Here is a 25,213-nt window from a genome sequence, read left to right as displayed (position 1 = left end):
CGTGCTGTTTTATAGTTGGTTATGATGGTGTTTCGTGGGGTGATTTTTCCAATCGGTGTAGAGCTAATGGCGAAATGAATACAAGGGATTTTCCCTTTTGTCGTATCCTCCCTCGTATGCCATTAGGTATGTTTGCAAGAAATAGGTAAATGAGGCTTTCTCTGATGCCACGGATAGAAACTAAGGGCTTTTTCTTATCTTTGCTGGCATAGAAAGGGCAACTGATAGATTGTTTGCTCCTCTAGAATAGGTTAAAAGAATAGGTTAAAATAGTTTGAATAAATAGAGTTAAAGTAGCTATGGACGACTCCCTCCCTCCGGATGAGCGCATGCTCGGTGCATGATGGTCGTCGTCCGATCTTTATCTCCTTCCCTCGGAGCTTAGGACGATGACTTGGGTGTGAGGTTCAGATGCCTCTCCTCCCTGAAATGTCTCGTTTTTCTCCCCTCAAAGTAGATAAAGATCTCCATAGATAGCTACCCATGGTGGCAGCTAGGAGACAAGATAGATATGAAGAGTTTCCTTAGCCTAGAGCCTGGGCTCCCCGAACTAGCAGACTATACCCACTCCTGCTGGGTCAATGTAGAATGCCCCGATGAGGATGATTTCCTCTTCCTCACTAGAGACCTGGGCATTCCTCGAGAATTCCTCTCCGACATCGCCGATATTGATGAACGTCCTCGTGCTGAGCGTGAGGATGAATGGTTGCTTACCATCCTACGTATCCCGATGGATGGAGGAGGGCAGGGAATGCCCTATCAGACTGTGCCAATCGGCATCATCACGGGGCACGAAGCAACGGTCTCCGTATGCTACCGACGGACACAGATGCTCCCTGACTTCATCAATCACATTCGCCGTAAGAACATCCAGATCGCGGGTCAGCGAGAGTTTATCACTCGTATGATTTATTCCTCAGCCGTATGGTTCCTGAAGTACCTGAAGCTGATGTATCTGGAGATCAATAGAGCAGAGAAAGAGCTGGAGCAGAGTATTCGTAATGAAGACCTACTGCGTATCATGCGCTTGCAGCGATCGCTCGTGTACTTCAGCACATCAATACGAGGGAACGAAGCGATGCTGGGGCGACTTCGTACGACGTCTCGTGCCAGTAGTGTTGACCCTGATTTATTCGAGGACGTGAGTATAGAGCTTAGGCAGGCCTACAATACGATCAATATCTACACCGACATTGTGACGAGTATGATGGATGCTTCGGCTAACATCATCTCCAACAACGTCAATACGATCATGAAGCGCATGACGAGTATCTCGATCGTGCTGACGATCCCGACGATGATCTCGAGCTTCTTTGGGATGAATGTGAACGTGTACCTCGGGGAATGGTATTGGGCTTTTCTTATCATCTTCCTCGTGTCAGCGGCTATCTCATCGCTAGCCTTCTACTTATTCCGTAGGATTAAGTGGTTCTAGAGCAGAGCGTTTTCTCCCTCTTTGCCTCCCCTTGTCGGGAGTGTGACCTCCTCCTCATAAAAGATGCGTATGACGTCCAGAAGTCATACGCATCTTTTTATGCATATATTAACTTGAAATAGTGTACTTTTGTACTTCCCCGTGAAGGGATATTTACGCAAAGTCATACGATATAAATATATAGAGACTGTAGAGCAATGACCTCAAAAGAGATTCGCGAATCCTACAAAGAGTTTTTCAGAAGTAAGGGACATCAGATCGTCCCCTCTGCCCCCATGGTCATCAAGGGCGACCCAAGCCTGATGTTTACGAATGCTGGGATGAACCAGTTCAAGGACATTATCCTCGGTAACGCCGAAATCAAATACCCTCGTGTCGCAGATTCACAGAAGTGTCTTCGCGTCAGTGGGAAGCATAATGACCTCGAGGAGGTAGGGCATGACACCTATCATCATACGATGTTTGAGATGCTGGGTAACTGGTCCTTTGGCGACTACTTCAAGCAGGAGGCCATTGACTGGGCTTGGGAATATCTGACCGAGGTACTCAAGCTGCCTACGGATAGGCTCTACGTCACAATCTTTGAGGGTGCACCAGCCGAGGGGCTAGGGCGCGATGATGAGGCTGCTAGCATCTGGGGAAAGCACCTCCCTCAGGAGCGTATCCTCAATGGGAATAAGCATGATAACTTCTGGGAGATGGGTGACCAAGGTCCATGTGGCCCTTGCTCTGAAATCCATATTGACATCCGTAGCGAAGAGGAACGCCAGCAGGTCTCCGGTCTTTCGCTCGTTAATCAGGGGCATCCACAGGTCATTGAGATTTGGAACCTCGTTTTCATGCAGTACAACCGCAAGGCAGATGGCTCTCTTGAGCCCCTTCCTAAGCGTGTGATTGATACAGGGATGGGCTTCGAGCGTCTCTGTATGGCACTGCAAGGCAAGACCTCCAACTACGATACCGACATCTTCACGCCAATCATCCAGACGATTGCGACCCTCACGGGCATCGAGTACGGTGCAGATGAGAAGTCGGATGTAGCGATGCGTGTCATTGCAGACCACATCCGTACTATTGCGTTTGCTATTACGGATGGCCAGCTGCCCTCTAATGCCAAGGCGGGCTATGTCATCCGACGTATCCTGCGTCGTGCGGTCCGCTATGGCTATACCTTCCTTGGGCGCCGTGAAGCCTTTATGTATGCTCTGCTACCCGTCCTTATTGAGACGATGGGCGATGCCTATCCCGAGCTTGAGGCTGGGCGTGACCTGATCGCTAAGGTCATCCGCGAGGAGGAAGAGAGCTTCCTGCGTACGCTAGAGACGGGGATTCGCCTCCTAGATAAGCAAATAGACGAAGCGAGAGCTAAGGGTGTGACGACCCTAGATGGTCATGATGCTTTCGTGCTCTACGATACCTATGGTTTCCCACTTGATCTGACAGCTCTTATCCTCTCTGAGCATGGAATGAATGTCGATGAGCAGGGCTTTGACTCTGCGATGCAGCAACAAAAGGAGCGTGCTCGTAACGCCGCTGCTATTGATGCTGGTGACTGGCAGACTGTGGCTGATGGCTCGGTACACTTCGTCGGGTATGATGCTGTGGAGTGCTCTACCGAGATACTACGCTATCGTGAGGTCAAGCAGAAGAATAATACCTACTATCAAGTTGTACTCTCTCAGACACCTTTCTACGCTGAGATGGGAGGACAAGTTGGAGATAAGGGTTGTCTCATTGACGCAACAGGTCGGAAGTATGAGGTCTTTGATACCAAGCGTGAGAATAACCTTGCTATCCATCTGATGAAGCAACTCCCCGAGGACCTTGAGGGGACTCTGCGTGCTGTGGTCAGTGAGGAGCGCCGTCACCGCATCGAGGCCAATCACTCTGCCACGCACCTCTTGCACGAAGCCCTGCGAGAAGTCCTTGGCTCACATGTGGAGCAGAAGGGTTCGTTCGTATCCGATGAGGTGCTTCGCTTTGACTTCGCGCACTTTGCTAAGGTAGAGCCTGAGGAACTACGTCGAGTAGAGCAATTGGTATCGGCTCGTATCCGTGCAGACCTACCACTCCAAGAGTTTAGAGAAGTACCGATCGATGAGGCTCGTGAGATGGGAGCAATGGCACTCTTCGGTGAGAAGTATGGTGACCGAGTACGTGTGATTCGCTTTGGTTCTTCTACAGAGTTCTGTGGCGGGACACATATCTGCTCTACGGGACGTATTGGTACCTTCCGTATCGTGAGTGAGTCTTCTGTCGCCGCAGGAGTACGCCGTATCGAGGCTTACACAGGTGAGGCAGCAGAGAACTACCTCTATGGTATCGAGGATACGCTTCGTAGCGTCAAGGAGCTGTTTAATAATAGCCCTCAGCTCATCACTGCAATCAAGAAGACCATCGAGGAGAATGCAGACCTCGAGCGTCAAGTCAGCGATTACGTTCGTCAAAAGGTCGGAGAAATCAAGGCAAAGCTCTTAGAGAAGCGTACGGAGGTGAACGGTGTCCGTCTCTTCCTCATCCAGCGTAACGTACCTACAGAGGTGGTCAAGGATATTGCCTTCCAAATAGCAGGTGAGCTACATGAGCCTTTTGTTTTCCTCGCGGCTTGTGCCGAGGACGGGAAGGCGAGCCTCACGCTCATGCTCTCCAAGGATCTTGTTGACGGTAGAGGGTGGAATGCTTCACAGCTCATCCGCTCTGCCTCGAAGCACATCCAGGGCGGTGGTGGCGGACAGCCACACTTCGCTACAGCAGGAGGTAAGAATCCAGATGGGCTAAACGCAGCTGTAGAGGAGCTCCTTGTGGCTCTCAACCTCAAGGTATAGCCTTTTCCTTGCATGACTTTCGGAACAAATATGCTTGATCGCAAGCTACCTGCCTTCCTTGAGGCGGTGGCTTGCGATCGTCTTTTTGTCGTCTGTGATGAGGTTGTCTCAGAGTTACACACATCACTTGTTACTCGTCTACGTGAAGCGTTGGGTAGTCATACCTTCCTTACCTTGCCCGCTACGGAGAGCGAGAAGACAACGAATCGCCTTGCCGAGCTGTGGTCTTGGCTTGCTGATGAAGGTGCTACTCGGCACTCTGTGCTTATCCTGATTGGAGGTGGTGCGCTTCTCGACCTCGGAGGCTTCGCTGCCGCTACCTATATGCGAGGTATCCGTACGGTGAATGTCCCTACCACACTTCTTGCTATGGTGGATGCCTCCGTAGGTGGGAAGACAGGGATCGATTACCACGGCATAAAGAACCTCGTAGGAGCCTTCCATGCCCCCCTAGAGGTCTTCGTTGATACCTCCTTCCTCTCTACGCTTCCTATTGAGGAACTCCTGTCGGGCTATGGCGAAGTCATTAAGCACGCTACGTTGATGGGTAAGGAAGCATGGCAAGAAATCTTACGCATCGGAGATCCCGCAGGGCTGATGGATGATGAGTGGGAAGCCCTCATTGCCAAGAGCGTTGCCTACAAGTCCTCCATCGTGGAGGCTGATCCTACTGAGCGAGGGCTACGTCGCATCTTGAATGTTGGGCATACGGTTGGGCATGCTCTTGAGGCTTATTCGCATACGAATACCTTTCGTCGAGCCTTGCCACACGGTGAGGCGGTCGTCTTTGGGCTCCTTATCGAGAGCTATATCACTAGCCTCATAAAAGGGACAGACCGCACGTACATCCGACAGCTGATGCACCTAGCACGAGAGCTGTACGCACCGTTCTTCTATACGTGCAAGGACTATCCCGAGCTACTGCGCCTCATGCGCCACGACAAGAAGAATACCTCGGGAAAGATTGTCCTCATGGGCATACTGGAGCCAGGCAAGGTAGAGGCAATCGAACTAGAAGGCGAGGAAAAGATTAAGGAAGGTCTTGACTTTCTAAGGGAAACATTTGGTAATTAGCATTGATGTACGTATCTTTGCACCGCAACTAAGCAAGAGCGGGATGTAGCTCAGCCCGGTTAGAGTACTCGTCTGGGGGGCGAGTGGTCGCTGGTTCGAATCCAGTCATCCCGACAATGATAAAGCGAGGTAGTGTCACCGAAGACACTACCTCGCTTCTTTTGCATCTCTGCTTGCTCGGTATGAGGCGATAGGGAAGAAATCGACTGAGTAAGCAAGAAAGAAGGTGGGGAGAAAGAGGGAAAGGAAGATGTCAACCCAACTCAGTCTAAAGAAGGACGTCAGTCTAAAGAAGGATGTCAAATACCATCTAAGGAAAGAAATCAAAGAAGGAAATGACTCAAACCTTACTACCTCTGCCTACTTTATTCAGTTCATCTAGTTACCCTATCCCTTCAAGCGCTCCTGATCTCCCTAGCAAAATCGGAAGCCCCCGACCAGTAATGACTGGTCGGGGGCTTCCGATTGAATGAGCGGGAGGATAGATGCCTACACCGCCACTACAGAGCGAAAAATTTAGGTATATACTAAGATTTATCTAGGTATATACCTAAATTTCACGCTGTGGGATTTGCACCCACGAGCCATCCTTGGTAGCTCATCTATATTATTATTGTCCAGATGGGAATTCGCCGCCATCTTCCCAGTCATCTTCCCAGTCATCAATCTCTGCATCATGGATAGAGGCAGTGACTAGGATACTTAGCTTGTCCCGTAGCTTGAAAAGCTCTACTTGGGGTTTCTGATATGCTTCTTTTCTCATAGTCTTACTTATCAAAGAAAGGACGAATGGTGTACTTGAAAGTTCTACCCAGCGTACTCTTATGGACAGGGGTGGTCATATCTCTTCCGTTGAACCAGCAGACCATGCCATTTGTCGGATCCTCCCCAAGGTAGCTAATTATTCCAGGAAAGACCACTCGCCCATGCCCTGGGGCTGGCGAATACCAGTCTTCGTACCCCAGATGAGGGAATGCACGAATCTCATCATTTTGATTGTTTGTCGTCCACCAGTTTTCTTGAGCAATATCATCTATTGTGACTGGAGATCCCGGCCCGAGGTAACGAACCTGTACGATAGAGTTCTTGCCGAAAGCAGGCCATCCACCAGGACCATCTATTGTTGGGCCACCAAAGCCTCCAGGGATCTGCTTAACAACGTATCTCCAAGCAGAGAGGTACTTGTCTCCATTTCCTTTGAGACGAAGTCCATAGAGTACCAAGAGGTCATTAGAGAGCTTGTAGTCTGCAGTAAATGTGCCAGAGACGTTGCCGAACTTTATAGTCTCGGATACCCCTGTCTTTTTTGCGCCCTTAGTATTTGGCAGATCCTTCGACTCAGCACAGATTGATCTCCAGTCCTCAGGAGTCGGTGCATGCATCGGGTTATGTCCGAATTTCTCTGCTGGGTTAGCTGCTATTTCGCCTATAGATACGTGCATCATATCAAAGTAGGTTTTAGGGTAATTTACGTCAGCTCTACTGTGTATGGGATCCGTCCCCACGGGCTCAGGATTAAAGGTGCTCAATCGACCATCGCCACTGAGGTTTGCATAGAGGACATAATCAATCGGTAGTCTAGGACGATTGATTGTAGATGTGACGGTATAACTCGTGCCTGCAGGAGGCAGATATGAGTAATTGATTTTATATCCAGAGACTGCTAGCTTTTCCCCGGTCTCTGTCTCTGCATAGTATACCCTAATGACACGAGGATATTTGACTATATCATTATGCTGCGGAGACCTATAAAAATAATTAAGACCCTCAGAGTGAGGGTATCCCCAAGTAAGGATATAAGCATCTGACGTCTGACCGGCAGGGATCTGTAGTGGTGTCTGTAGCTCGTAGTCTGCGACGGAGAACCTTTGCTCGCGGTCATGGCTGCCGTAGACCTGGTACCTATTGCTACCGCTATACCACTTTACGATGCGAGCAGTAGGGTAGACTGTAGGATCAGAATCCTGCTCTTTTCCGCGGTATCTATGATTGAGATCTACTGCTATGTTTTGGCTAAACCCTGTCGTGAAGAGTCCAAATCGCTTGATTGAGATTGGCTGAGTAGTCTTATTGACAAACCTATGACGTAGGAGCGTACCGTAGGGCTTGATTTTAACCTTGGCCAGCGCTCGTCCTTCCATTTCGCCTCCTTTCTGACGTTCGAATTTCATCTGTACTTCCGATGAGAAGTAAGGGATATTGAGTGTCACTCTTGTATCATTGGGGTGTACTACTGTTGCTTGTCCGGGCGTATTAGGGGTGGATTGTTGTATAATCATTGCTTGCATTAGTTTCCCATCTTTAGCCAAGTTTTCTTCCTCAGCTGTCATGGGGATAATTGCACAAGACATGGTACACCTAGTACCGAGATTATCCTCCCTATACGGACTATAAATCCACATTTTTATCGCTGCGTCTCGAGCCCTGAAGGTATTTGTTGTTCCCGGCACCCGCTTTAGTTCTACAAATCCACCGCCATAAAAGTTTACTGTGGAAGCTTCTGACTGCACAATGCTGCAATACACCTTAATCTTGTCTTGGCTACGGATAAGCAAGGGAAGGCCGTCGGCGTTGATATCAAAGTTTAACGCTTTGGGCTGATCTACCTCCATGTCGAATGAGATGTGCGCATCTCTAGATTTCATTTCCTTCTCCGAGGATTGCGTGAAGGAGGGGGAGTTAGGATCTTCTTTCTTACACGAGCTAAGCATCGTTGCCACGAAGAAGAGTCCCCATAAGGTTTTTCTCATAATAAGCTATCATTTAATTGTAGGTTGGACATAAAGCGACAGGGACACTACATGGCGATACGTGCCATGCAGTGTCCCTGCTTCTATTCTTTGTTAAGTATTGTTTCCCGCTAGTGGGGGGGGGGCAAAATTATGTTAAGATTTTGGCAAACGTTGGCAAAGAAGAGACGCTGAGAAGCGTTGCCTCTCAGTGTATCTACCTCATTATGTATCTGACTACTTGCCATTAATCTTAACTAATATTACAACTGCAAAGGTAAGCAAATAAATCAAATAAATATAAAGGGGCAAAATATACGCTATATAATAATGAGTAAAGACAAGCTATAGTAAGTCTACCTCTTTTATGCAGGAGGAGGGCAATGTATCTAGGTATGTATTCCCCTCGCCCCGTGTAATACCTTGATTCCCCTTCTCATTGCTGATTGTGTAGTAGGTTAATAGACAGGGGATTATGTGGCTGACTAAAAGAGCCTGGAGCGAGTTGTGGTAACTCGCTTCAAAAAGTTATGGTAACTCGTCCAGAGGAGTTATGGTAAGTCGTTGCAGAGAGTTATGGTAACTCGCTGGGACGACTTATGGTAACTCACCGAATGCCTTTGCAAATGACGTAAATAGAGGGCGTTACGTCGGATGGGTAGGGATGCTTACATCTTCGCGTCCAGAGGCAACACATGACGAAGACAAATGACTGATCATCAGCCTGGGTGTCTGGAGGGTAAAACGTAGAGGAAGCAATGATGGAGAAACATCAATGCTGATGGTCGATCTCTTAATTGTATGCTAGGAATTAGGATGTGTTGCTCTAGGGATTGCTCGCACGCTCGTGCGATAGCTGATGCTTTTGGGCTATCTTTGTAGAGTAATCATTTGCTCGGGGAGGTTTACCCCGAGGAGTGTGATGCAACCATTTTTATGCAATAGAGATGACTTCCCCATTCCCTAAATATCACTTTGCGGAGTACCCCCATCAGTTCCGCACTCGCTACCCGAATAAGCCACTCCTGCGCTACTATAGCAGACAGTCAGAGAAGTGGGTTAAGCTCAATGGGGAGCAGGTGGCAAACCGCTGTCTAGCAGCAGCGAAAGGCTTAGCCTACCTCCAGCTGAAGAAGGGCGACCGAGTCGCCATCTATTCCCCCAATACCGTGCAGGGGCTATGTACCGAGCTGGGGATATTCATGATGCGAGGAGTCTCTGTTCCTCTCTACGCTACGAGCACCCCCGATCAGGTAGCGTTTGTCGTAGAGGATGCAGAGGTAGAGACGATGTTTGTCGGTGGGCAGTTTCAGTACAATAACGCCTACGAAGTCCAGCAACGCTGTCCCATGCTGCGCAGGCTGATCATCATCGACCCAGCGGTGGTCTTGGCAGAGGGGGATACGACCTCGATGTACTACGATGAGTTCATCCGCCGAGGAGACTCTGTGACCTACGAGAATAAGGCGAATGTGACCTCAAGTGAAGCCCTCGCCACAGATCTCGCCGTCATCATCTATACATCAGGGACGTCAGGGCAAAGTAAGGGTGTGATGCTCCATCACAGTAATTTCATTGAGCAGGTATACGCACACCAGCTGAAGTATCCCTTCATCTCCCCCCGAGATATATCGATGTGCTTCCTCCCTCTGAACCATATCTTTGAGAAGGCATGGACGTACCTCTGCCTCAGTATGGGGGTCTCCATCGCCATCCTCTCAGACCCAAAGAAGATTCTTGATGCCCTACCGATGGTGCGCCCAACGATGATGAGTAACGTGCCTCGCTTCTGGGAGAAAGTCTATATGGGCGTGCAGGACAAGATCAACCAGGCTCCTACACCTATACGAGGTGTGATGCGCCATGCAATACGAATAGGGGAGCGTTACTTCTTTGACTATATAAATGTAGGGAAGAAAGCTCCACTTCACCTGAGCATGCTTTTCTCCATCTACGACCACACACTCTTTGCCAAGGTGAGGAAGACGATTGGCCTGCAGCGTGGGCGTTTCTTCCCCACGGCTGGTGCTGCGATTTCACCCGAGATATATCGTTTCCTCCGTTCTATTAATGTGCCGATGGTCGTAGGCTATGGGCTGTCTGAGACGACAGCTACGGTGAGCTCCTGCCCTTTAGTTGGGTTTGACCTAAACTCCATTGGTACGGTTATGCCAGCTCTGCAGGTCAAGATCGACCCAGAGACAAGTGAAATCCTAATCAAAGGTCCTACGGTCGCTTCGGGCTATTATCATAATGATGCTGCCAATGCGGAGGCCTTCACCGAGGATGGCTTCTTTCGTACAGGGGATGCTGGACGTCTTGAGGGAGATACCCTTTACTTCACAGAGCGTATTAAGGATCTCTTCAAGACCGCCAACGGTAAGTACATCGCTCCACAGATGCTCGAGGGAATGCTCACAATCGACCCAATCATCGAGCAGGTGGCAATCATCGGGGATGGATATAAGTTCGTGAGCGCACTGATATACCCCAACTGGGAGGTACTGAGACGCGAGGCACGTCAGCGTGGTATCGATACCAGCGTCAGTGATGAGGCTCTCGCTGAGAACCACGAGCTACACCGCCTCATGACGACCCACATCGAGCAGGCACTAAGCTCCGTAGCACAATACGAGAAGGTAAAACGATTCGTTCTACTCACCGAGCCATTCTCTATGGAGAAGGGTGAGCTGACGAATACGCTGAAGATCCGGCGCAAGGTGATCAACGAGCACTTCGCCAAAGAGATCGCTAGCATGTACGAAGAATAATAGAATTAGTAAAAGATATAGAGATGAACTATTGGTTTGAATGTAAGGTCTCCTACGAGCGTCAGGCAGACAGTATGGGTATGAAGAAGGTCTCCGAAAGCTACTTGGTCGATGCCCTGAACTTCACAGAGGCAGAGAGGCGTATCATCGAGGAGGTTACCCCATTAGTCTCCATGGGTGAGCTTGAGGTCGTCAATATCCGTCGTGCCCGTATCGCTGAGCTATTCCTCAATGACATACCTGAGGATGACCGTTACTTCCGTGCTAAGGTAAACTTCATCACTATTGACGAGAAGAGTGGCTCAGAGAAGAAAACCTCTGCCACGATGATTGTCAAGTCGGACTCACTCCCCAACGCCGTCAAGGAGCTCACCGCACAGCTCGATGGGCAGATGGCTAGCTACGAACTAGCGGCCATCACCGATACGCAGATCCTAGACGTCTACCAGTATGTCGCTCCTCAGAAGTGAGGAAATAGCCTCTCGCCTCTCTAAGCTACGAGCTGAGTTGCCTTCGACAGCTCAGCTCGTAGCCGTATCGAAATTTCACCCTGCCGACTACGTCATCAAAGCCTACGAGGCTCACCAACGAATATTCGGAGAGAGCCGTGTGCAGGAGCTTGTAGGGAAGTGGGAGGCTCTGCACGAGAGCTATCCCGACATCGCTTGGCACTTCATCGGTCCTCTGCAGACAAATAAGGTGAAGTATATCGCTCCCTTCATCGCCATGATCGAGAGCGTTACTAGTGAGCGATTGCTCCGAGAGATATGCAGACAGGCTGATCGAGTGAGCGGATCGAGCATAAATAATCGCCGTGTAATCCCTGTCCTTCTAGAGCTGCATGTGGCACAAGAAGAGACGAAAAGTGGCTTCTCGAGGGACGAGCTTTTCGCTTTGCTTGAGACCATCCATCGCACCCCCGAAGAGTGGCAGGGCGTGGAGCTACGTGGGCTTATGGCAATGGCAAGTAATACAGAGGATGAAGCACAGATTGAGCGAGAATTCGCCTTCGTGCGTAGCGTCTTCGATGAGGTGCGTACCTCCGGGCTTCTTCTTTGCCCTGAGCGATTCACAGAGCTATCGATGGGCATGAGTGGAGACTATCCCATTGCTCTGAGACATGGGGCAACACTCGTACGTATTGGCTCAGCGATCTTCGGTGATCGCCTCTAGTGAACTACAGATAAATTAATCCGTTTAGACAAGGTATTCGAATGAGATATTGGACAAAGACACTTTGCCTCCTACTAGCACTCGCTTCCTCTTGCTCACTTGTAGCACAGAATGGAGGGAAGGGGAAGAAGGCTGGTGATAATAAGTTTAGCTATATCCAGGCCCTTGATGTCTTAGGCTCATCAATGGCACTGCTGGAGCGCAGCTTCGTGGACTCGATAGACATCAAGCGACTTAGCCAAATTGGGCTGACGAGTATGCTAGAGAGTCTCGACCCCTATACAGAGTATTATTCGTCGGAGGATAATGATAAGATACGCCTCTTGACTACTGGTGAGTACGGTGGTATTGGCTCGGTCATCTCTCAGCGTCCTGATAGTACAATCATCATCAATGACCCAATGGAGGGTATGCCTGCCGCTCGTGCTGGACTGCGTGCAGGTGACGTGATCCTAGAGATTGATGGTAAGGATTATAGAAAGTCCACATCGGAGATCGTCAGTGCAGCACTCAAGGGCACACCTGGGAGTAAGATTACACTGCTCATCCAGCGTAGTGGAGAATCGAAGCCTCGTCGTATAGAGTTTCGCCGAGAGAAGATACAGGTTAATCCAGTTCCTTACTATGGTGTGCTAGGTAAGTCCTGTGGGTACATCGCGCTGACGAACTTCCCCAATACGGCTGCTGACGAAGTGAAGAATGCGTTCCTCAAGCTCAAGGAGAAGCACCAAATCAAGAGCCTCATCCTTGACCTAAGAGATAATGGGGGAGGACTCATTGATGAAGCAATCAAGATTGTGAGCTTCTTTGTGCCTGCAGGTGAGGTTGTCGTCACAACGAAGGGACGTGATACACGCCGACAAAGTGCAACGTATCGTACCAGCGGTAAGCCTCTTGATACAGAGATGCCTATTGTCGTACTAATCAATGCTCAGTCTGCCTCCGCCTCTGAGATCGTCAGCGGTGCCCTACAAGACATGGATCGAGCCGTCATCATGGGAGTGAAGAGCTATGGCAAGGGACTTGTTCAGACGACTATGTCACTGCCCTACGATGGTACACTGAAGCTCACCACAGCCAAATACTACATCCCAAGTGGACGATGCATACAGCGCATCGACTATCAGTCCCTTCGTGAGGGTAAGGGTGCGACGGTACTTCCCGATAGCCTGACCAAGGTGTATCATACACGTGCTGGTCGTGAGGTACGTGATGCTGGTGGTATCCTGCCAGACGTTGCACTCAAGGCGGATACCCTTCCTACGATGCTTATCTATCTGCGTTATAATAATGATGCCTTCGACTGGGTCACTGACTACACGCATAAGCACAAGACGATTGCTTCACCTCTTGACTTCAAGCTGACGGACAAGGATTATGCAGACTTCTCGCAGCGTCTGATTGACAAGAAGTTTGATTACGACCGTCAGAGTAGCAAGGAGCTGACGAAGCTCATTGAGCTCGCTAAGTTTGAGGGCTATTATACGAAGGGGAAGGAAGCCTTTGATCAGCTCAAGGCACTCCTTGTACCTGATCTGAAGCATGACTTGCAGTTCCATCGTCCTCAGATTGAGCAGTACCTCACGACAGCGATTCTCACACGTTATTACTACAATCGTGGAGCAATTGAGCGAAGCATCCGCGAAGATAAGATGACTGCTGAGGCAACAAAGCTCCTAGAAGACCCGGTGCGTTATCGTGAGCTACTTACAGCTCCAAAGGAGGCTAAAGCCGAGGTGAAGCCTTAGTCTCAACCCCTCTCCTGTGTGCAATGAAGAAGATTTTTTGCCCTAAGTGTGACACGCCCATCCCTCTGACACGTCAGCGTATTGATGAGATGAGGGCCAAGGGAGAGGAACGCATCTCGCTTGTTTGTCCACAGTGTGCACGTCAGCTGAATCTACGTATTCGTCTGCCGAGGGAGGAGGGTACCCAGCAGGCGGAGAAGCCTGCCCTCGGCTCACTCACGGTGATTGAGAATGTCTTTGCCCACAAACAGACCTTCCCCCTGTTCCTTGGTGATAATCATATCGGGCGAAGGAACAAGGACACGAAGACCGACATCCCTATCGCGACAGCTGACCCAAGTATGGATCGACACCATGCCATCCTACGTATCAGCGAAGGAAAGACAGGACGACTACGCTTCGCTCTCTCGGATGACGACAGCCATGTGGGTACGTTCGTTGGTGGCCGTATCCTCGAGCCACGTGAGTGGTGTTATCTTGAGTCGGGTGATGTCATCACGCTTGGTGCTACGAGTATTATCTTCTCTGATGCTGCACCTACGGACGAGTTATTTTAGCCCCTTCTCTAACAATAATCAAGGCCTTGCAGGAGCGTTTCCCGCAAGGCCTTGATCATTTGCTAGCCTTTAGCTAGCGAGAAAGAAGGTTTGTCTTAGAAGACGAAACCAATCTTGAAACCAACCTGAAGGTCTGTGCTCAGAGAAGCACCGCTGTACTTGGTCTTCCCACTGTTATCAGCTGTTGTCGTGGGCTGTGCAACCCCATTGATGGTCTGGTTAGTTGTTGTGATATCAGTCGTCTTACCTAGGCTACGAGAGTCAATGTTAAGACCAGCTTCGAGACCAAGGAACACCTTAGGTGCGATGTAGTAGTCGGCACCGAGGAAGAGGCCTCCACCGAAGACGAAGCCTGGAGCTGTCTTAACCTCCTTGTCCGTCTTAGTCGTTACGTTACCAGCTGTGGCTGTATGGTGTAACTCATAGTTGGTTGAGTAAGAGCCGAGGTGTAGCTCTGCACCAACATAAGGAGAGAGACGATTTGTGCCAGCGAAGTGCTTTTCGATACCAAGACCCACGAAAAGCGTTGAGGTGCGGTACTTCTGTTCTTGAGAGTCGTTTGTATTGTTTGTGGTCTGCTTGACTGAGGGCATTGCTAGACCGAGAGAGAGGCGTAGAGCAAGGTCATCCTGGAAGAAGTAACGACCCTTGAGTACCCCTACAGGGTTTAGCTTAAAGTCTCCAGCTTCACCACTAAAACTTGCACCAGCTGGTACGTTTCCTCCATTGTGGAGAGAGAGTGGGGTGTTGAAGAGACCATTAGCAAAGAGGCTAAAATCTGTGGTTACATCCCCAGCCTTTGGCTTGAACTCTTCCTGTGCCTGTGCTGCGACAAGCGATGTAGCAGCAAGGGCTGCTACCATGAAAAACTTCTTCATATACGTTTCGTTAGTTTTATATGAAAGCACTGGGCAACTCTTGCTCAGTTCGGTAGCAAAGATAGGTAAAAACTTGTACTAAACAACAAAGAAACCTTCTCAATCTTGCGTAATGCCAAGCTGAGGAGCCTTTATTGTTACATTCCTTCACCTCTTACTAGCCTCTCTGTTCAGTTGTTCCGGGCTTCATATACCTCAATTTTTCCCTGTCTACCACTCCTGTGTAACAGGTTCTTATTCAGGTGGTTATCCTTTGCCCTAAAGGAGCCCATAGCGAGTTACCATAACTTGTTTTAGCGAGTTATGGTAAGTCGCTGCAACGAGTTATGGTAAGTCGCTGCAACGAGTTATGGTAAGTCGTCGAAGAGAGTTATGGTAAGTCGTTGAGACGAGTTGTGGTAACTCGTTATGTACCCCCATAAATACGATAGACAGAGGCTGTTACAAGAGGCATAAACTCTACTTTATATCTTACTCCTAGCCCAAAGGCTTGTGTTCCTTTTTTTCACCATAATGATGTGGTTTGGGGATTTCACAGCTGGGGGATGAACCACCTTGGGCTACTTCTCTTTATCCCTACTATGGCACTTATGTGGGGAATGTGTACCCTGAGAGACCTATTCGTATGGCAGGAGATAAGTGGGGGCTTTTTGGTAACTTTGGGGCGCAGTGCCTCAGAGAGGCCTGATTAGCTTTGGTAAATAGACTAATGGACAGACAGACCCGCGTGAAGCCAATAATACAGATAAATACGGAGCACCTGAAGAAGGTGTTGCCTCAGCTGGGAGGCATCTTAATCCTCTTTATATTCCTTGCAATCGCCTACTTTACCCCTGCTGTGTTCGAGGGAAGAGAGCTCTTCCAGCAAGATGTAGCTGGAGCAAGTGGCAATGGATCGGATGTGCATCGTCTGGCCGAAGCAACGGGAGAGGTGTCGTATTGGACAAATAGCCTCTTCGGTGGGATGCCGATGTACCAAATCTCGCCCTCCTACCCCTCACTCTATATCATCAGTAAGATACAGGGCGTATTGACGCTGCAGTGGCCATTCTGTCTCTTGCCTGGATACAGCTGGCTCCTCTTCGCCATGCTTGGGGGCTTCTATCTCTTCCTACGGGCGATGCGTGTAGGGCGATGGCCTTCGGTGCTGGGGGCTGTGATGTGGACCTTCTCCAGTTACTTCATCATCCTGATTACAGCTGGGCATATATGGAAGCTCATGACACTGGCTTTCATCCCACCCACCATCGCTGGGATTGTCTATAGCTATAGAGGAAGGTACCTCGTGGGAGGAGCACTGACGGCTCTCTTTGCCTCGCTCCAGCTCCTCTCGAACCACGTGCAGATGAGCTATTACTTTGCCTTCCTCATTCTCTTCATCTTAGGGGCTTATCTGTGGGAGGCCATTCGGACAAAGAAGCTACGGCGGTTTGTGTTTGCCTCCCTCGTGACACTAGGAGCAGGGCTTATCGCCCTCGGCATCAATAGCTCTAACCTCTATCATACCTATGAATATGGCTCAGAGACCATCCGTGGGGGAAGTGAACTGACGCCCAGTGCGGAGGATAAGATCTCAGGGGGAGTAGAGGCTACAAGTGCCGGCTTGGATAAGGAATATATCACAGCATGGAGCTATGGGAAGGGTGAGACACTAACCTTGCTTGTGCCGAATGCCTATGGTGGTGCAACGGGAGAACTCAAAGAGGATCTTGCTGCGATGGAGCATATCCCCTCTGACTACAAGCAGATATTAGGAGGTCTTAACCACTATTGGGGTGACCAGCCCTTCACCGCTGGTCCTGTTTACGTGGGGGCTTTCGTGCTCTTCCTCTTCATCCTCGGGGCATTCATCGTCAAGGGGCCGCTGAAGTGGGCTCTTTTGGTGGGGACACTCTTCTCGATCTTCCTCGCATGGGGACACAATATGATGTGGCTGACAGACCTCTTCATTGATCATGTACCGCTGTACAATAAGTTTAGGACTGTCTCTTCGATCCTCGTGGTAGCGGAGTTTACCATTCCAGCACTTGCTGTCTTGGGGCTCATACAGTTTGTACGAGAGCCGAAGGAGGTAGTTGCAAACAGAGTGGCACTGGGTGTTAGCCTTGCCCTTACGCTGGGCGTAGCTTTGATTCTCGCTCTTGTGCCAGGCACATTCTTTAGCTTGATGAGCGAGCAGGAGCAGGCGATGTTCCGCCAAGCAATGGGAGATGGTCAGCTACCGATACCCAGCCTCATGGCTGCACTCAAGGATGCTCGTGCGAGCATCGTCTCGGCAGATGCTTGGCGTAGTGTGTTCGTCCTCCTTCTTTCACTTGGGGCTTGTGCGCTCTACTATTGGGGGAAGATTAAAGCTCCTATTCTCTATCTCCTTGTCGGGGTGATTACCCTAGGGGACTTGTGGCTGGTAGATAAGCGTTACCTCAACGATGAGCATTTCATCGATAAGGACCTTGTTGCACAGCAGGCTCGGCCCGTCACAGACGCCGATAGGACAATCATGGCAGATAAAGATCCTCATTATCGTGTGATGAACCTCGCGGTAAACAGCTTCAATGATGCTACCACAAGTGCTAATCATCGTAGTGTGGGAGGCTATCATGCCGCTAAACTACGTCGTTATCAAGATCTCATAGAGCATCAACTATCCAAGCAGAACATGCAGGTCTATAATATGCTTGATACTCGCTACTTCATCCTGCCAGATAGGTCAGGGGCATTGCATGTTGAGCGTAATGAGGAGGCCTTCGGAGCTGCTTGGTTTGTCAATGAAGTTCAGTGGGTAGGGAATGCCGATGAGGAGATGAAGGCACTAGATGATGCACCTCTTCGCAGTAGGGGGATTATAGACGACCGATTCCGTCCCATGCTGAAGGACTACCAGCCTATTGTAGCCCTCGATACCGTGATGCCAGAGCCTACTGTTGAGCTGCGTAGCTATGTGCCTAACAGGGCTACCTATCGTACTAAGACAGAACAGCCTCGCCTACTCGTCTTCTCTGAGGTTTATTATCCGCATGGCTGGCACTTAATACTGGATGGCAAGGAGGAGCTACCTATCCTTCGCGCGAACTACGTCCTTCGTGCAGCTTATATCCCAGCAGGGGAGCATCAGCTAGAGATGGTCTTCGATCCGAAATCAATCCATCGTACTGAGCTGGCTGCTAATGTAAGCTCAGCCCTACTTGTCCTATTGATCCTAGGGGCATTGGCTTCTCTACTCTTCCCCTCACTTCATAAAGGAGAGCATAAGGATGAATAAAGTCAAGACGAACAAATGAATATTATCTAATACAAATACGATTTAGTAATGATTAAGAATGTGATCACGACCGCAGTGCTCTCTGTAGCAGTGCTTGCCATCACGAGTAGCTGTAGCTCTAAGCTACGACCACTCACGGCTGATCAAGTGAAGGCAGAGCCTCAGCCTCTAGAGGTAGTCGGTGGTAAGGTGCCTGTCACAGTGCATCTGACCTTCCCTGCCAAATGGTTCCCTAAGGATGCTACGCTAACCGTAGTCCCCATTATCCGTTATCAAGGAGGGGAGAAGTGGGGTACAGGTACGACCTTCCAGGGAGAAAAGGTATATGGAAACGACCGGATTGTGCATTATGCCAATGGCTCCAATGCTACGGTGCAGTTCTCCATCCCCTATATCCCAGCCATGGCAAAGAGTGAGCTGTACCTCAACCTCAAGGGTAAGCAGGGTAGCCGTACCATCCAGCTCCCAGATCTGAAGGTCGCTGATGGGGTGATTGCTACCGAGGCTCTAGCAACGGTGGCAGGTGTAGCTCCCGTGATTGCTCCTGATGGCTTCCAGCGGATTGTGAAGGAGGCGTACGATGCGAACATCATGTTCCAGATCCAGCAGTCTAACGTACGCAGCTCAGAGCTTACCAAGGACGAGGTACAAGAGTGGCAGTACACAGTGCAGAATGCTAAGGAAACCCCCAATCAAGAGGTGTCAGTCGAGGTGCAAGCATACGCTTCCCCTGATGGTGGTCGTGAGCTGAATGAGAAGCTTAGTGCCTCTCGTGAGAAGAATACGACTACGGCTCTGAAGGGACGCTTCCGTAAGGAGAAGATGCAAGACGTCGCTATTGATGCCCACTACACTGCACAGGACTGGGAAGGATTTAAGCAGCTCGTTGAGCAGAGTAACTTCCAGGATAAAGACCTTGTCCTACGTGTACTCAGCATGTATCCTGACCCAGAGCAACGTGAGCGCGAGATTAAGAATATCTCCAGCGTCTTCAGTAAGCTAGCCGAGGAAGTCCTCCCTAAGCTCCGCCGTTCACGCCTCATTGCTAATGTCAAGATTATCGGTCGTAGTGATGATGAGATTAAGAAGACTCTAGAGAAGTACCCAAGCGCACTCACTGTCGAAGAGCTCTTATATGCTGCAACGCTTACCGATGACCAGCAGCAACAGGAGAGCATCTACAAGCTCACAGCACAGAAGTATGCTAAGGACTATAGAGCCTATAATAATATCGGTACGCTCTACCTGCAGAGAGAGAATTACGTGACAGCTAAGCGTTGGTTTGAGCAAGCCCTCAAGCAAAAGGATAATGCAGAGAGCAAGGTAAACCTTGGGCTCATTGCACTGAAGGATGGAGATGTGGCTAAGGCCACTTCGCTCATCGCTGAGGGAAGTAGCCTCCCAGGGGTAGGTCAGGTACTTGGCTACCTCTACCTAAGCCAAGGGGAGTATGCCAAGGCTCAGACAGCCTATGGGGACTATGCCAGCAATAATGCAGCCGTAGCACAGATCCTCAATCGTGACTACAGTAAGGCACTCGCCACACTCTCTGCTATCGCTAAGCCTAATGCTACGACAGAATATCTGCGAGCCATCATTGGTGCGCGCACAAATGATAGCTCTGCTGCCATCGCTGCGCTACGTAGAGCCATAGAGCTAGATCCAACGCTTACGACACGTATTGCAAATGACCTAGAGTTTGTGGGGCTACGTGGTCAGCGTGACTTCGGTGCATTGATCTCGGGTCGCTAAGCATTGAGGACTTCTGTCCTTCTATACAATCTCCCTTTGGGGAGGCATATATATAATAATATCCCCCACAGAGTCACAGGCTCTGTGGGGGATATTATTTGTGGTAGTTAGGGATGTTCTCTGTTGTCTGTGGGAGAAAGGGTGAGGTATTCCTCTAGCTTCCCTTGGGGAGTGCAGAGGCAATCACCTGCTGCGCGTGGCGTGCCGAGGCAGGTATATGTGCTGGCGGAGTACCCTGATCACTCATGAGGAAGGCTGGGTGAATCGTTAGGATAATCTTCCTAGGGTGGGGGAGGATATGCCCTCGGGGAAGGATGGCAAAGGCTCCGTCAATCGTCACCGGTAGGATGGGTACATCTAGCTCGGAGGCAATGACGAAAGCTCCTTTCTTGAAGCGTGTAATCTCGCCTGTGAGGGTACGACTTCCCTCGGGGAAGATAAAAATTGAGTTGCCTGTGGCCAGTACGCGCTTTGCGTCAGAGATGGTCTTAGCAATGGAGGAGGGCTTCGTTTCGTCTACGAAGATGTAGTGTGCTGCCTCGCAGGCTTTACCTACGAAGGGGAGGCGACGTAGCTGTATCTTGAGTACCCACTTAAAGGGGATACCAATGTACCCATTCAGAGCAAAGATGTCATAGGCTCCTTGATGGTTTGCTACGACGACACATGGTGCGTCACGTGAGGGGAGATGCTCTCTGCCTCGTACCTCTACTCGACAGAGTGAGACGAAGAGGCATATCCTAGACCAAATGCCCGTTGCCCCGCTGATGAATGAGGCTGGTGCACCGAGGTAACTACTGATGATCGTCACGAGACTGCATAGGAGTGTGGCGGTCAGGAAGAGTGGCCCTCCGATACAGATGAAGTAGAGCAGGTATAGGACCCTGAGGAGCAGACGTAGCATAGTAGTGTAGTGACGTTATTCGTGGTGACAGGCTAAGGCGGATAGATAGGTAGCAAGCTTCTTGACGGCACGCCCCCGATGGCTCATGCTGTTCTTCTCGCTCTCACTGAGCTGTGCGAAGGTGCGTACCTCTCCCTCTGGTATGAAAACAGGATCATAGCCAAAGCCATTCTCTCCTCTACGCTCTGTGGTGATTGTACCCTCGATGCTCCCCTCGAAGAAGTGTGTGCCTAGCTCATCAATGAGGGCTACTACGGTGCGAAAGCGAGCGTGACGAGGCTCTGGGGTGTGCGATAGACGGTCTAGTAGGAGAGAGACATTCTCACTTGGGGTTGCATGCTCCCCTGCGAAGCGAGCCGAGTACACGCCTGGGGCTCCGTCCAAAGCCTCGACCTCTAGTCCTGTATCATCAGCGAAGCAGTAGACGCCATAGTGACGATGGATGTACTCAGCCTTGATTAGGGCATTACCCTCCAGGGTCTCTGCCGTCTCGGGGATGTCATCGTGACAACCTAGCTCGCTGAGGCTTATGACCTCTACTTTCCCAGCCAAGATAGCACGTATCTCGGTTAGCTTATGTGCGTTGTTACTCGCAAACACGAGTTTTTTCATACATTTGCCTCTATAAGATATGCTTACGAGCCGATATGACTCGAGAGGCAAAAGTAATGATAATACTGGATAATGGATATAGAGCAGTTCCGAGAGGAGTGTCTTACGCTCCCGTGTGCAGATGAGTCTTTGCCCTTCGGAGATGAGTATTTAGTCTTTAAGGTCAAGGGGCGTATTTTCGCCATGACTGTACTCTCAGGTGGTGAGCCTCGAGCCTCCCTGAAGTGTGACCCTGATTTGGCTGAAGATCTCCGAGCAAAGTATGAGGCAGTCATCCCTGGCTACCATCTCAATAAGAAGCACTGGAACACGGTCTATCTCGAGCGAGACCTACCGTACCGTGAGATTGTGCGTCTCATTAGGCACTCCTACGAACTCGTTGTGGCTAAGCTCCCGAGGGCTATACGAGCCACCCTACCACCCCTTACTTCCAACGACAACTAAATAATTTATTCATCTCATGGATACATCACTCTTAGAGTTCATCGATCAGGTAGAGAGTACGAATACGTACCTCATCGAGCAGGTTGGCGCGGGCCGACAGCTCCCTCAGCTACATACCGTCGTATGCCGTCAGCAGACAGCAGGGCGAGGGATGCGTGGCAATAGCTGGACCTCTCGTCCGGGAGATAGCCTTACCTTCTCAATCCTCCTGCGCTCAGATCTCCTTCAGGGTAAGCAACAGTTCGCTGTCTCAGAGCTTGCCGCTTGGGCAGTGCTACGTACCTATGCCTCGTATATGAATGATGAGCAGAAGTCGCAGCTAAAGGTAAAGTGGCCTAATGACATCTTCTATGGTGATCGTAAGCTCTCGGGCATATTGATTGAGCACAGCCTCACAGGGCAGAGAGTGGATTACTCCGTTATTGGCATCGGGATGAATATCAATGATGAGAGTTTTCCTCCAGAGCTACCTATTGCGATCTCCCTACGCATGATTACTGGGCGCAATCTTGAGCCGATGGAGGTGCTTATTCGCCTACATGAGCAGCTGGCCATACTCTTGCCTGACTTCCTGCTGGGGCGATACATGGATGTGCATCGTCACTATATGAAGTATCTCTATCGGAGGGAGGGCTTCTATCCGTTCACGGACATCAATGGTCAGTTCCGTGCGCAGATTAAGGATGTGACGCCTGAGGGGCGACTGGTCCTGCAGCGTGAGGATGGCTGGGAGCGTGCCTACGCTTTCAAGGAAGTGCGCTTCGATGCTGAGTAAGGCCGAACTCAAGACCTTAAAATCACTACACGAAAGTAAAGGGCGCAGTGCCGAAAGGCTCTTCCTTGCCGAGGGGCTGAAGCTCATAGCGGAGCTCCTCGGGGCTTATTCGTGTGCCTTGCTCGTAGTCAGTGAAGAGTTGGAGACGGAGGTCAAGGCTCTGCTCTCGACCTATCTACCGAAGGAATACCCCAAGCGTGTAGAGTTCGTCCCTCGGAGCTTTGAGTGGGGGCGCATCAGTAGTCTGAGGCAACCTCAGGGGGCTTTGGCTGCCTTCTCTCTCCCTGAGGTGAATGAAGGTTTTCCTCCGACACCCTCGGGGCTCAGTATCTTCCTCGATCGAATACAGGATCCCGGAAATCTAGGTACGATCCTAAGGACAGCTGACTGGTATGGTGTGCGTGACGTCTTCTTGGCTCCTGGTACTGCTGATCCGTATGCTCCGAAAGTTGTGCAAGCTACAATGGGGGCACTCGCTCGGGTGCACCTGCATCGCCTCAGTGAGCCTCTCTCCTTCCTCCGACAATATGAGGGGGAGCTTCTTGGTACATTCCTCGGAGGCGAAGATCTATATACAGCTAAGCTCCCATCCTCAGATGCCTCGGCTCTGCTCATTATGGGTAACGAAGGTCAGGGCATACAGCCTGAGATTGAGGCTTTAGTACAGCGACGCCTCACCATTCCCCCTTATCCTCGTGGGGGAGGGCATACAGAGTCGCTGAATGTCGCCATTGCTACGGCGGTCCTCCTCTCAGAGCTACGTCGTCGAGGCTAGGTCTTTTATGCCTCCCAAAGAAAGAGGGCTACATTGTGGACAAGAGTCCATGGTGTAGCCCTTTCCCTTGCCTCTAAAATCGGCTGGGGAAACCCTTGCAAGGGTTTGGGGACAAAGGCTTGCAAGGATAGGAGAGGAGACCCTTGCAAGGGGTGTTTTGATACCCACGGGTGGGTTCCCTCGCTATCCACATTGGGGTTGGAGGGAAACCCACCAGTCGATTGTGAGGTGATAGCTTCATGGAGAGCATTTTAGAGGATCTTAGGAACAAAAGCTGTATCTTTGCAGTTCTTGGGTTGGAGGGCTATAATATGCCCCTTCTCAAGTAGCCCTGATGTCGTGCGCTCTTCTACTCAGACGCTCATCGTCCCGTAAGGACAAGGCTTGCCACACAATCTATAATGCCTCGGCAAGCAAATCATTATTGGGTAGTGACAAGACGTTGGTCTCAGGCACGGATACAATTGTTTATGACCCTAGCTAGGTGGTGTCTCTTCCCTCTCGGGTGGGATACCCTTTAGGTGCGCCCTAGGGTGGGGCTTAGATACCCAGCAGGGGGCAAAGGGCGTTAGTAGAGTAGATAATAGTTAGAAGTAAGAAGAAACAATAATGAGACAGCTGAAGATCTCAAAGTCGATCACCAACCGTGAGAGTGCCTCTCTAGACCGCTACCTACAGGAGATCGGCCGCGAAGAACTCATCACCATCGAGGAAGAGGTAGAGCTAGCCCAGGCAATCAAGCGAGGGGACCGTCGGGCGCTGGACAAGATGACCCGTGCTAACCTCCGCTTCGTGGTCTCCGTAGCCAAGCAGTATCAGAATCAAGGGCTCAGTCTGCCTGACCTCATCAACGAGGGCAACCTAGGCTTGATTAAGGCTGCAGAGAAGTTCGACGAGACACGTGGCTTCAAGTTCATCTCTTACGCCGTATGGTGGATTCGTCAGTCAATCCTTCAGGCACTGGCAGAGCAGGCTCGTATTGTACGCCTCCCGCTCAATCAGGTGGGTACGCTGAACAAGATTACGAAGGCTCTATCCAAGTTCGAGCAAGAGAACGAGCGTCGGCCCTCCCCAGAGGAGCTAGCTAAGGAGCTAAACATCCCCGAGGATAAGATAACAGACACTCTGAAGGTCTCTGGTCGTCATATCTCCGTCGATGCCCCCTTCGTTGAGGGCGAGGACAACAGCCTCCTGGACGTGCTGGTCAATGAAGATGCTCCCAACGCTGACCGTACCCTCATGAATGAATCCCTCTCTAGGGAAATCGACCATGTCCTCTCTAAGCTCTCCGAGCGAGAGGGTGAGATCGTCAAGCTCTTCTTCGGTATAGGAGGGCACCAGGAGATGACCTTGGAGGAAATCGGACTGAAGTTTAACCTCACCCGTGAGCGTGTCCGTCAGATTAAGGAGAAGGCCATCCGCCGTCTACGTCAGGAGGGCTTCAGTGATCCACTTAAAAACTATCTAGGCTAAGGAGACAACATTACTCTTCGAGACCA

Annotated in this window: 20 protein-coding genes and 1 tRNA gene; 16 read left to right on the top strand and 5 right to left on the bottom strand. The window is 50.3% G+C overall.

Annotated features, from left to right (window positions below; translation table 11 throughout):
• The first annotated feature begins 511 nt into the window (after positions 1-511).
• From HMPREF0636_RS02905 to HMPREF0636_RS08535, 5 genes are all read left to right on the top strand, one after another.
• Entirely contained in the window at positions 512-1,435 is a 924-nt protein-coding gene (locus HMPREF0636_RS02905; protein ID WP_044168387.1) for a magnesium transporter CorA family protein, read from the top strand.
• 197 nt (positions 1,436-1,632) lie between these two features.
• Entirely contained in the window at positions 1,633-4,260 is a 2,628-nt protein-coding gene (gene alaS, locus HMPREF0636_RS02900; RefSeq protein ID WP_044168385.1) for an alanine--tRNA ligase, read from the top strand.
• Positions 4,261-4,272: 12 nt separating this feature from the next.
• On the top strand, positions 4,273-5,334 hold the full coding sequence (aroB, locus tag HMPREF0636_RS02895; RefSeq protein ID WP_052328718.1) for a 3-dehydroquinate synthase: 1,062 nt from the start codon (positions 4,273-4,275) through the stop codon (positions 5,332-5,334).
• A gap of 39 nt (positions 5,335-5,373) precedes the next feature.
• Positions 5,374-5,448: transfer RNA gene (locus tag HMPREF0636_RS02890), tRNA-Pro, on the top strand.
• Positions 5,449-5,584: 136 nt separating this feature from the next.
• Complete coding sequence (locus tag HMPREF0636_RS08535; RefSeq protein ID WP_282705264.1) at positions 5,585-5,716, top strand: hypothetical protein; 132 nt, start codon at positions 5,585-5,587, stop codon at positions 5,714-5,716.
• 228 nt (positions 5,717-5,944) lie between these two features.
• On the opposite strand, the gene HMPREF0636_RS08440 is transcribed toward HMPREF0636_RS08535, so the two are convergent.
• Positions 5,945-6,097 (bottom strand): hypothetical protein, encoded by a 153-nt coding sequence (locus HMPREF0636_RS08440; protein ID WP_155807276.1) that lies wholly within the window; start codon positions 6,095-6,097, stop codon positions 5,945-5,947.
• Positions 6,098-6,101: 4 nt separating this feature from the next.
• Positions 6,102-7,613, bottom strand: a complete 1,512-nt coding sequence (locus tag HMPREF0636_RS02885) for a hypothetical protein (protein ID WP_155807275.1) — start codon at positions 7,611-7,613, stop codon at positions 6,102-6,104.
• Between the two features lie 1,397 nt (positions 7,614-9,010).
• Here HMPREF0636_RS02885 and HMPREF0636_RS02880 point away from each other — a divergent pair.
• Genes HMPREF0636_RS02880 through HMPREF0636_RS02860 form a run of 5 tightly spaced genes read left to right on the top strand, consistent with a single transcriptional unit; the run spans position 9,011 to position 14,312 of the window.
• Entirely contained in the window at positions 9,011-10,834 is a 1,824-nt protein-coding gene (locus HMPREF0636_RS02880; protein ID WP_005467722.1) for an AMP-dependent synthetase/ligase, read from the top strand.
• Positions 10,835-10,857: 23 nt separating this feature from the next.
• Positions 10,858-11,304 (top strand): DUF4494 domain-containing protein, encoded by a 447-nt coding sequence (locus HMPREF0636_RS02875; protein WP_044168379.1) that lies wholly within the window; start codon positions 10,858-10,860, stop codon positions 11,302-11,304.
• Positions 11,285-12,007 (top strand): YggS family pyridoxal phosphate-dependent enzyme, encoded by a 723-nt coding sequence (locus HMPREF0636_RS02870; RefSeq protein WP_044168377.1) that lies wholly within the window; start codon positions 11,285-11,287, stop codon positions 12,005-12,007. Before HMPREF0636_RS02875 ends, HMPREF0636_RS02870 begins: the two co-directional genes overlap by 20 nt.
• 41 nt (positions 12,008-12,048) lie before the next feature.
• Positions 12,049-13,755, top strand: a complete 1,707-nt coding sequence (locus HMPREF0636_RS02865; RefSeq protein ID WP_044168375.1) for a S41 family peptidase — start codon at positions 12,049-12,051, stop codon at positions 13,753-13,755.
• Positions 13,756-13,778: 23 nt separating this feature from the next.
• A complete protein-coding gene (locus HMPREF0636_RS02860) occupies positions 13,779-14,312 on the top strand; it encodes an FHA domain-containing protein (RefSeq protein ID WP_005467726.1) in 534 nt (177 codons plus the stop codon).
• A gap of 95 nt (positions 14,313-14,407) precedes the next feature.
• Here the strand turns inward: HMPREF0636_RS02860 and HMPREF0636_RS02855 are convergent, their stop codons facing one another.
• On the bottom strand, positions 14,408-15,190 hold the full coding sequence (locus HMPREF0636_RS02855; RefSeq protein WP_005467727.1) for a BT1926 family outer membrane beta-barrel protein: 783 nt from the start codon (positions 15,188-15,190) through the stop codon (positions 14,408-14,410).
• A 709-nt stretch (positions 15,191-15,899) separates the two neighbouring features.
• Between HMPREF0636_RS02855 and HMPREF0636_RS02850 the strand changes: the two genes are divergently transcribed.
• A complete protein-coding gene (locus HMPREF0636_RS02850; RefSeq protein WP_081748383.1) occupies positions 15,900-18,452 on the top strand; it encodes a glycosyltransferase family protein in 2,553 nt (850 codons plus the stop codon).
• Positions 18,453-18,500: 48 nt separating this feature from the next.
• On the top strand, positions 18,501-20,204 hold the full coding sequence (locus tag HMPREF0636_RS02845) for a tetratricopeptide repeat protein (RefSeq protein ID WP_044168374.1): 1,704 nt from the start codon (positions 18,501-18,503) through the stop codon (positions 20,202-20,204).
• A gap of 154 nt (positions 20,205-20,358) precedes the next feature.
• On the opposite strand, the gene HMPREF0636_RS02840 is transcribed toward HMPREF0636_RS02845, so the two are convergent.
• Positions 20,359-21,108 carry a lysophospholipid acyltransferase family protein gene (locus HMPREF0636_RS02840; protein ID WP_044168372.1) on the bottom strand — a complete coding sequence of 250 codons (750 nt, stop codon included), beginning with the start codon at positions 21,106-21,108 and terminating at the stop codon, positions 20,359-20,361.
• Positions 21,109-21,123: 15 nt separating this feature from the next.
• The gene (locus HMPREF0636_RS02835; protein WP_044168371.1) at positions 21,124-21,720 is read right to left on the bottom strand and encodes a non-canonical purine NTP diphosphatase; all 597 of its coding nucleotides are present in this window, start codon (positions 21,718-21,720) and stop codon (positions 21,124-21,126) included.
• 72 nt (positions 21,721-21,792) lie between these two features.
• Between HMPREF0636_RS02835 and HMPREF0636_RS02830 the strand changes: the two genes are divergently transcribed.
• The 4 genes from HMPREF0636_RS02830 to HMPREF0636_RS02815 all read left to right on the top strand — a co-directional run bounded on the left by HMPREF0636_RS02830 (position 21,793) and on the right by HMPREF0636_RS02815 (position 25,187).
• On the top strand, positions 21,793-22,164 hold the full coding sequence (locus HMPREF0636_RS02830) for an MmcQ/YjbR family DNA-binding protein (protein WP_044168369.1): 372 nt from the start codon (positions 21,793-21,795) through the stop codon (positions 22,162-22,164).
• 16 nt (positions 22,165-22,180) lie between these two features.
• Complete coding sequence (locus HMPREF0636_RS02825; RefSeq protein WP_005467734.1) at positions 22,181-22,939, top strand: biotin--[acetyl-CoA-carboxylase] ligase; 759 nt, start codon at positions 22,181-22,183, stop codon at positions 22,937-22,939.
• On the top strand, positions 22,929-23,714 hold the full coding sequence (locus HMPREF0636_RS02820) for a TrmH family RNA methyltransferase (protein WP_044168367.1): 786 nt from the start codon (positions 22,929-22,931) through the stop codon (positions 23,712-23,714). The genes HMPREF0636_RS02825 and HMPREF0636_RS02820 overlap by 11 nt, the downstream gene beginning before the upstream one ends.
• A 609-nt stretch (positions 23,715-24,323) precedes the next feature.
• The gene (locus HMPREF0636_RS02815) at positions 24,324-25,187 is read left to right on the top strand and encodes a sigma-70 family RNA polymerase sigma factor (RefSeq protein WP_005467740.1); all 864 of its coding nucleotides are present in this window, start codon (positions 24,324-24,326) and stop codon (positions 25,185-25,187) included.
• Positions 25,188-25,213 lie beyond the last annotated feature (26 nt).

The organism is Porphyromonas catoniae ATCC 51270 (genome assembly GCF_000565015.1).
In the GTDB taxonomy this organism is placed as follows: domain Bacteria; phylum Bacteroidota; class Bacteroidia; order Bacteroidales; family Porphyromonadaceae; genus Porphyromonas; species Porphyromonas catoniae.
The sequence above is the reverse complement of the archived record's forward strand: the minus strand, read 5'-3'. Positions and strand labels throughout refer to the sequence as shown.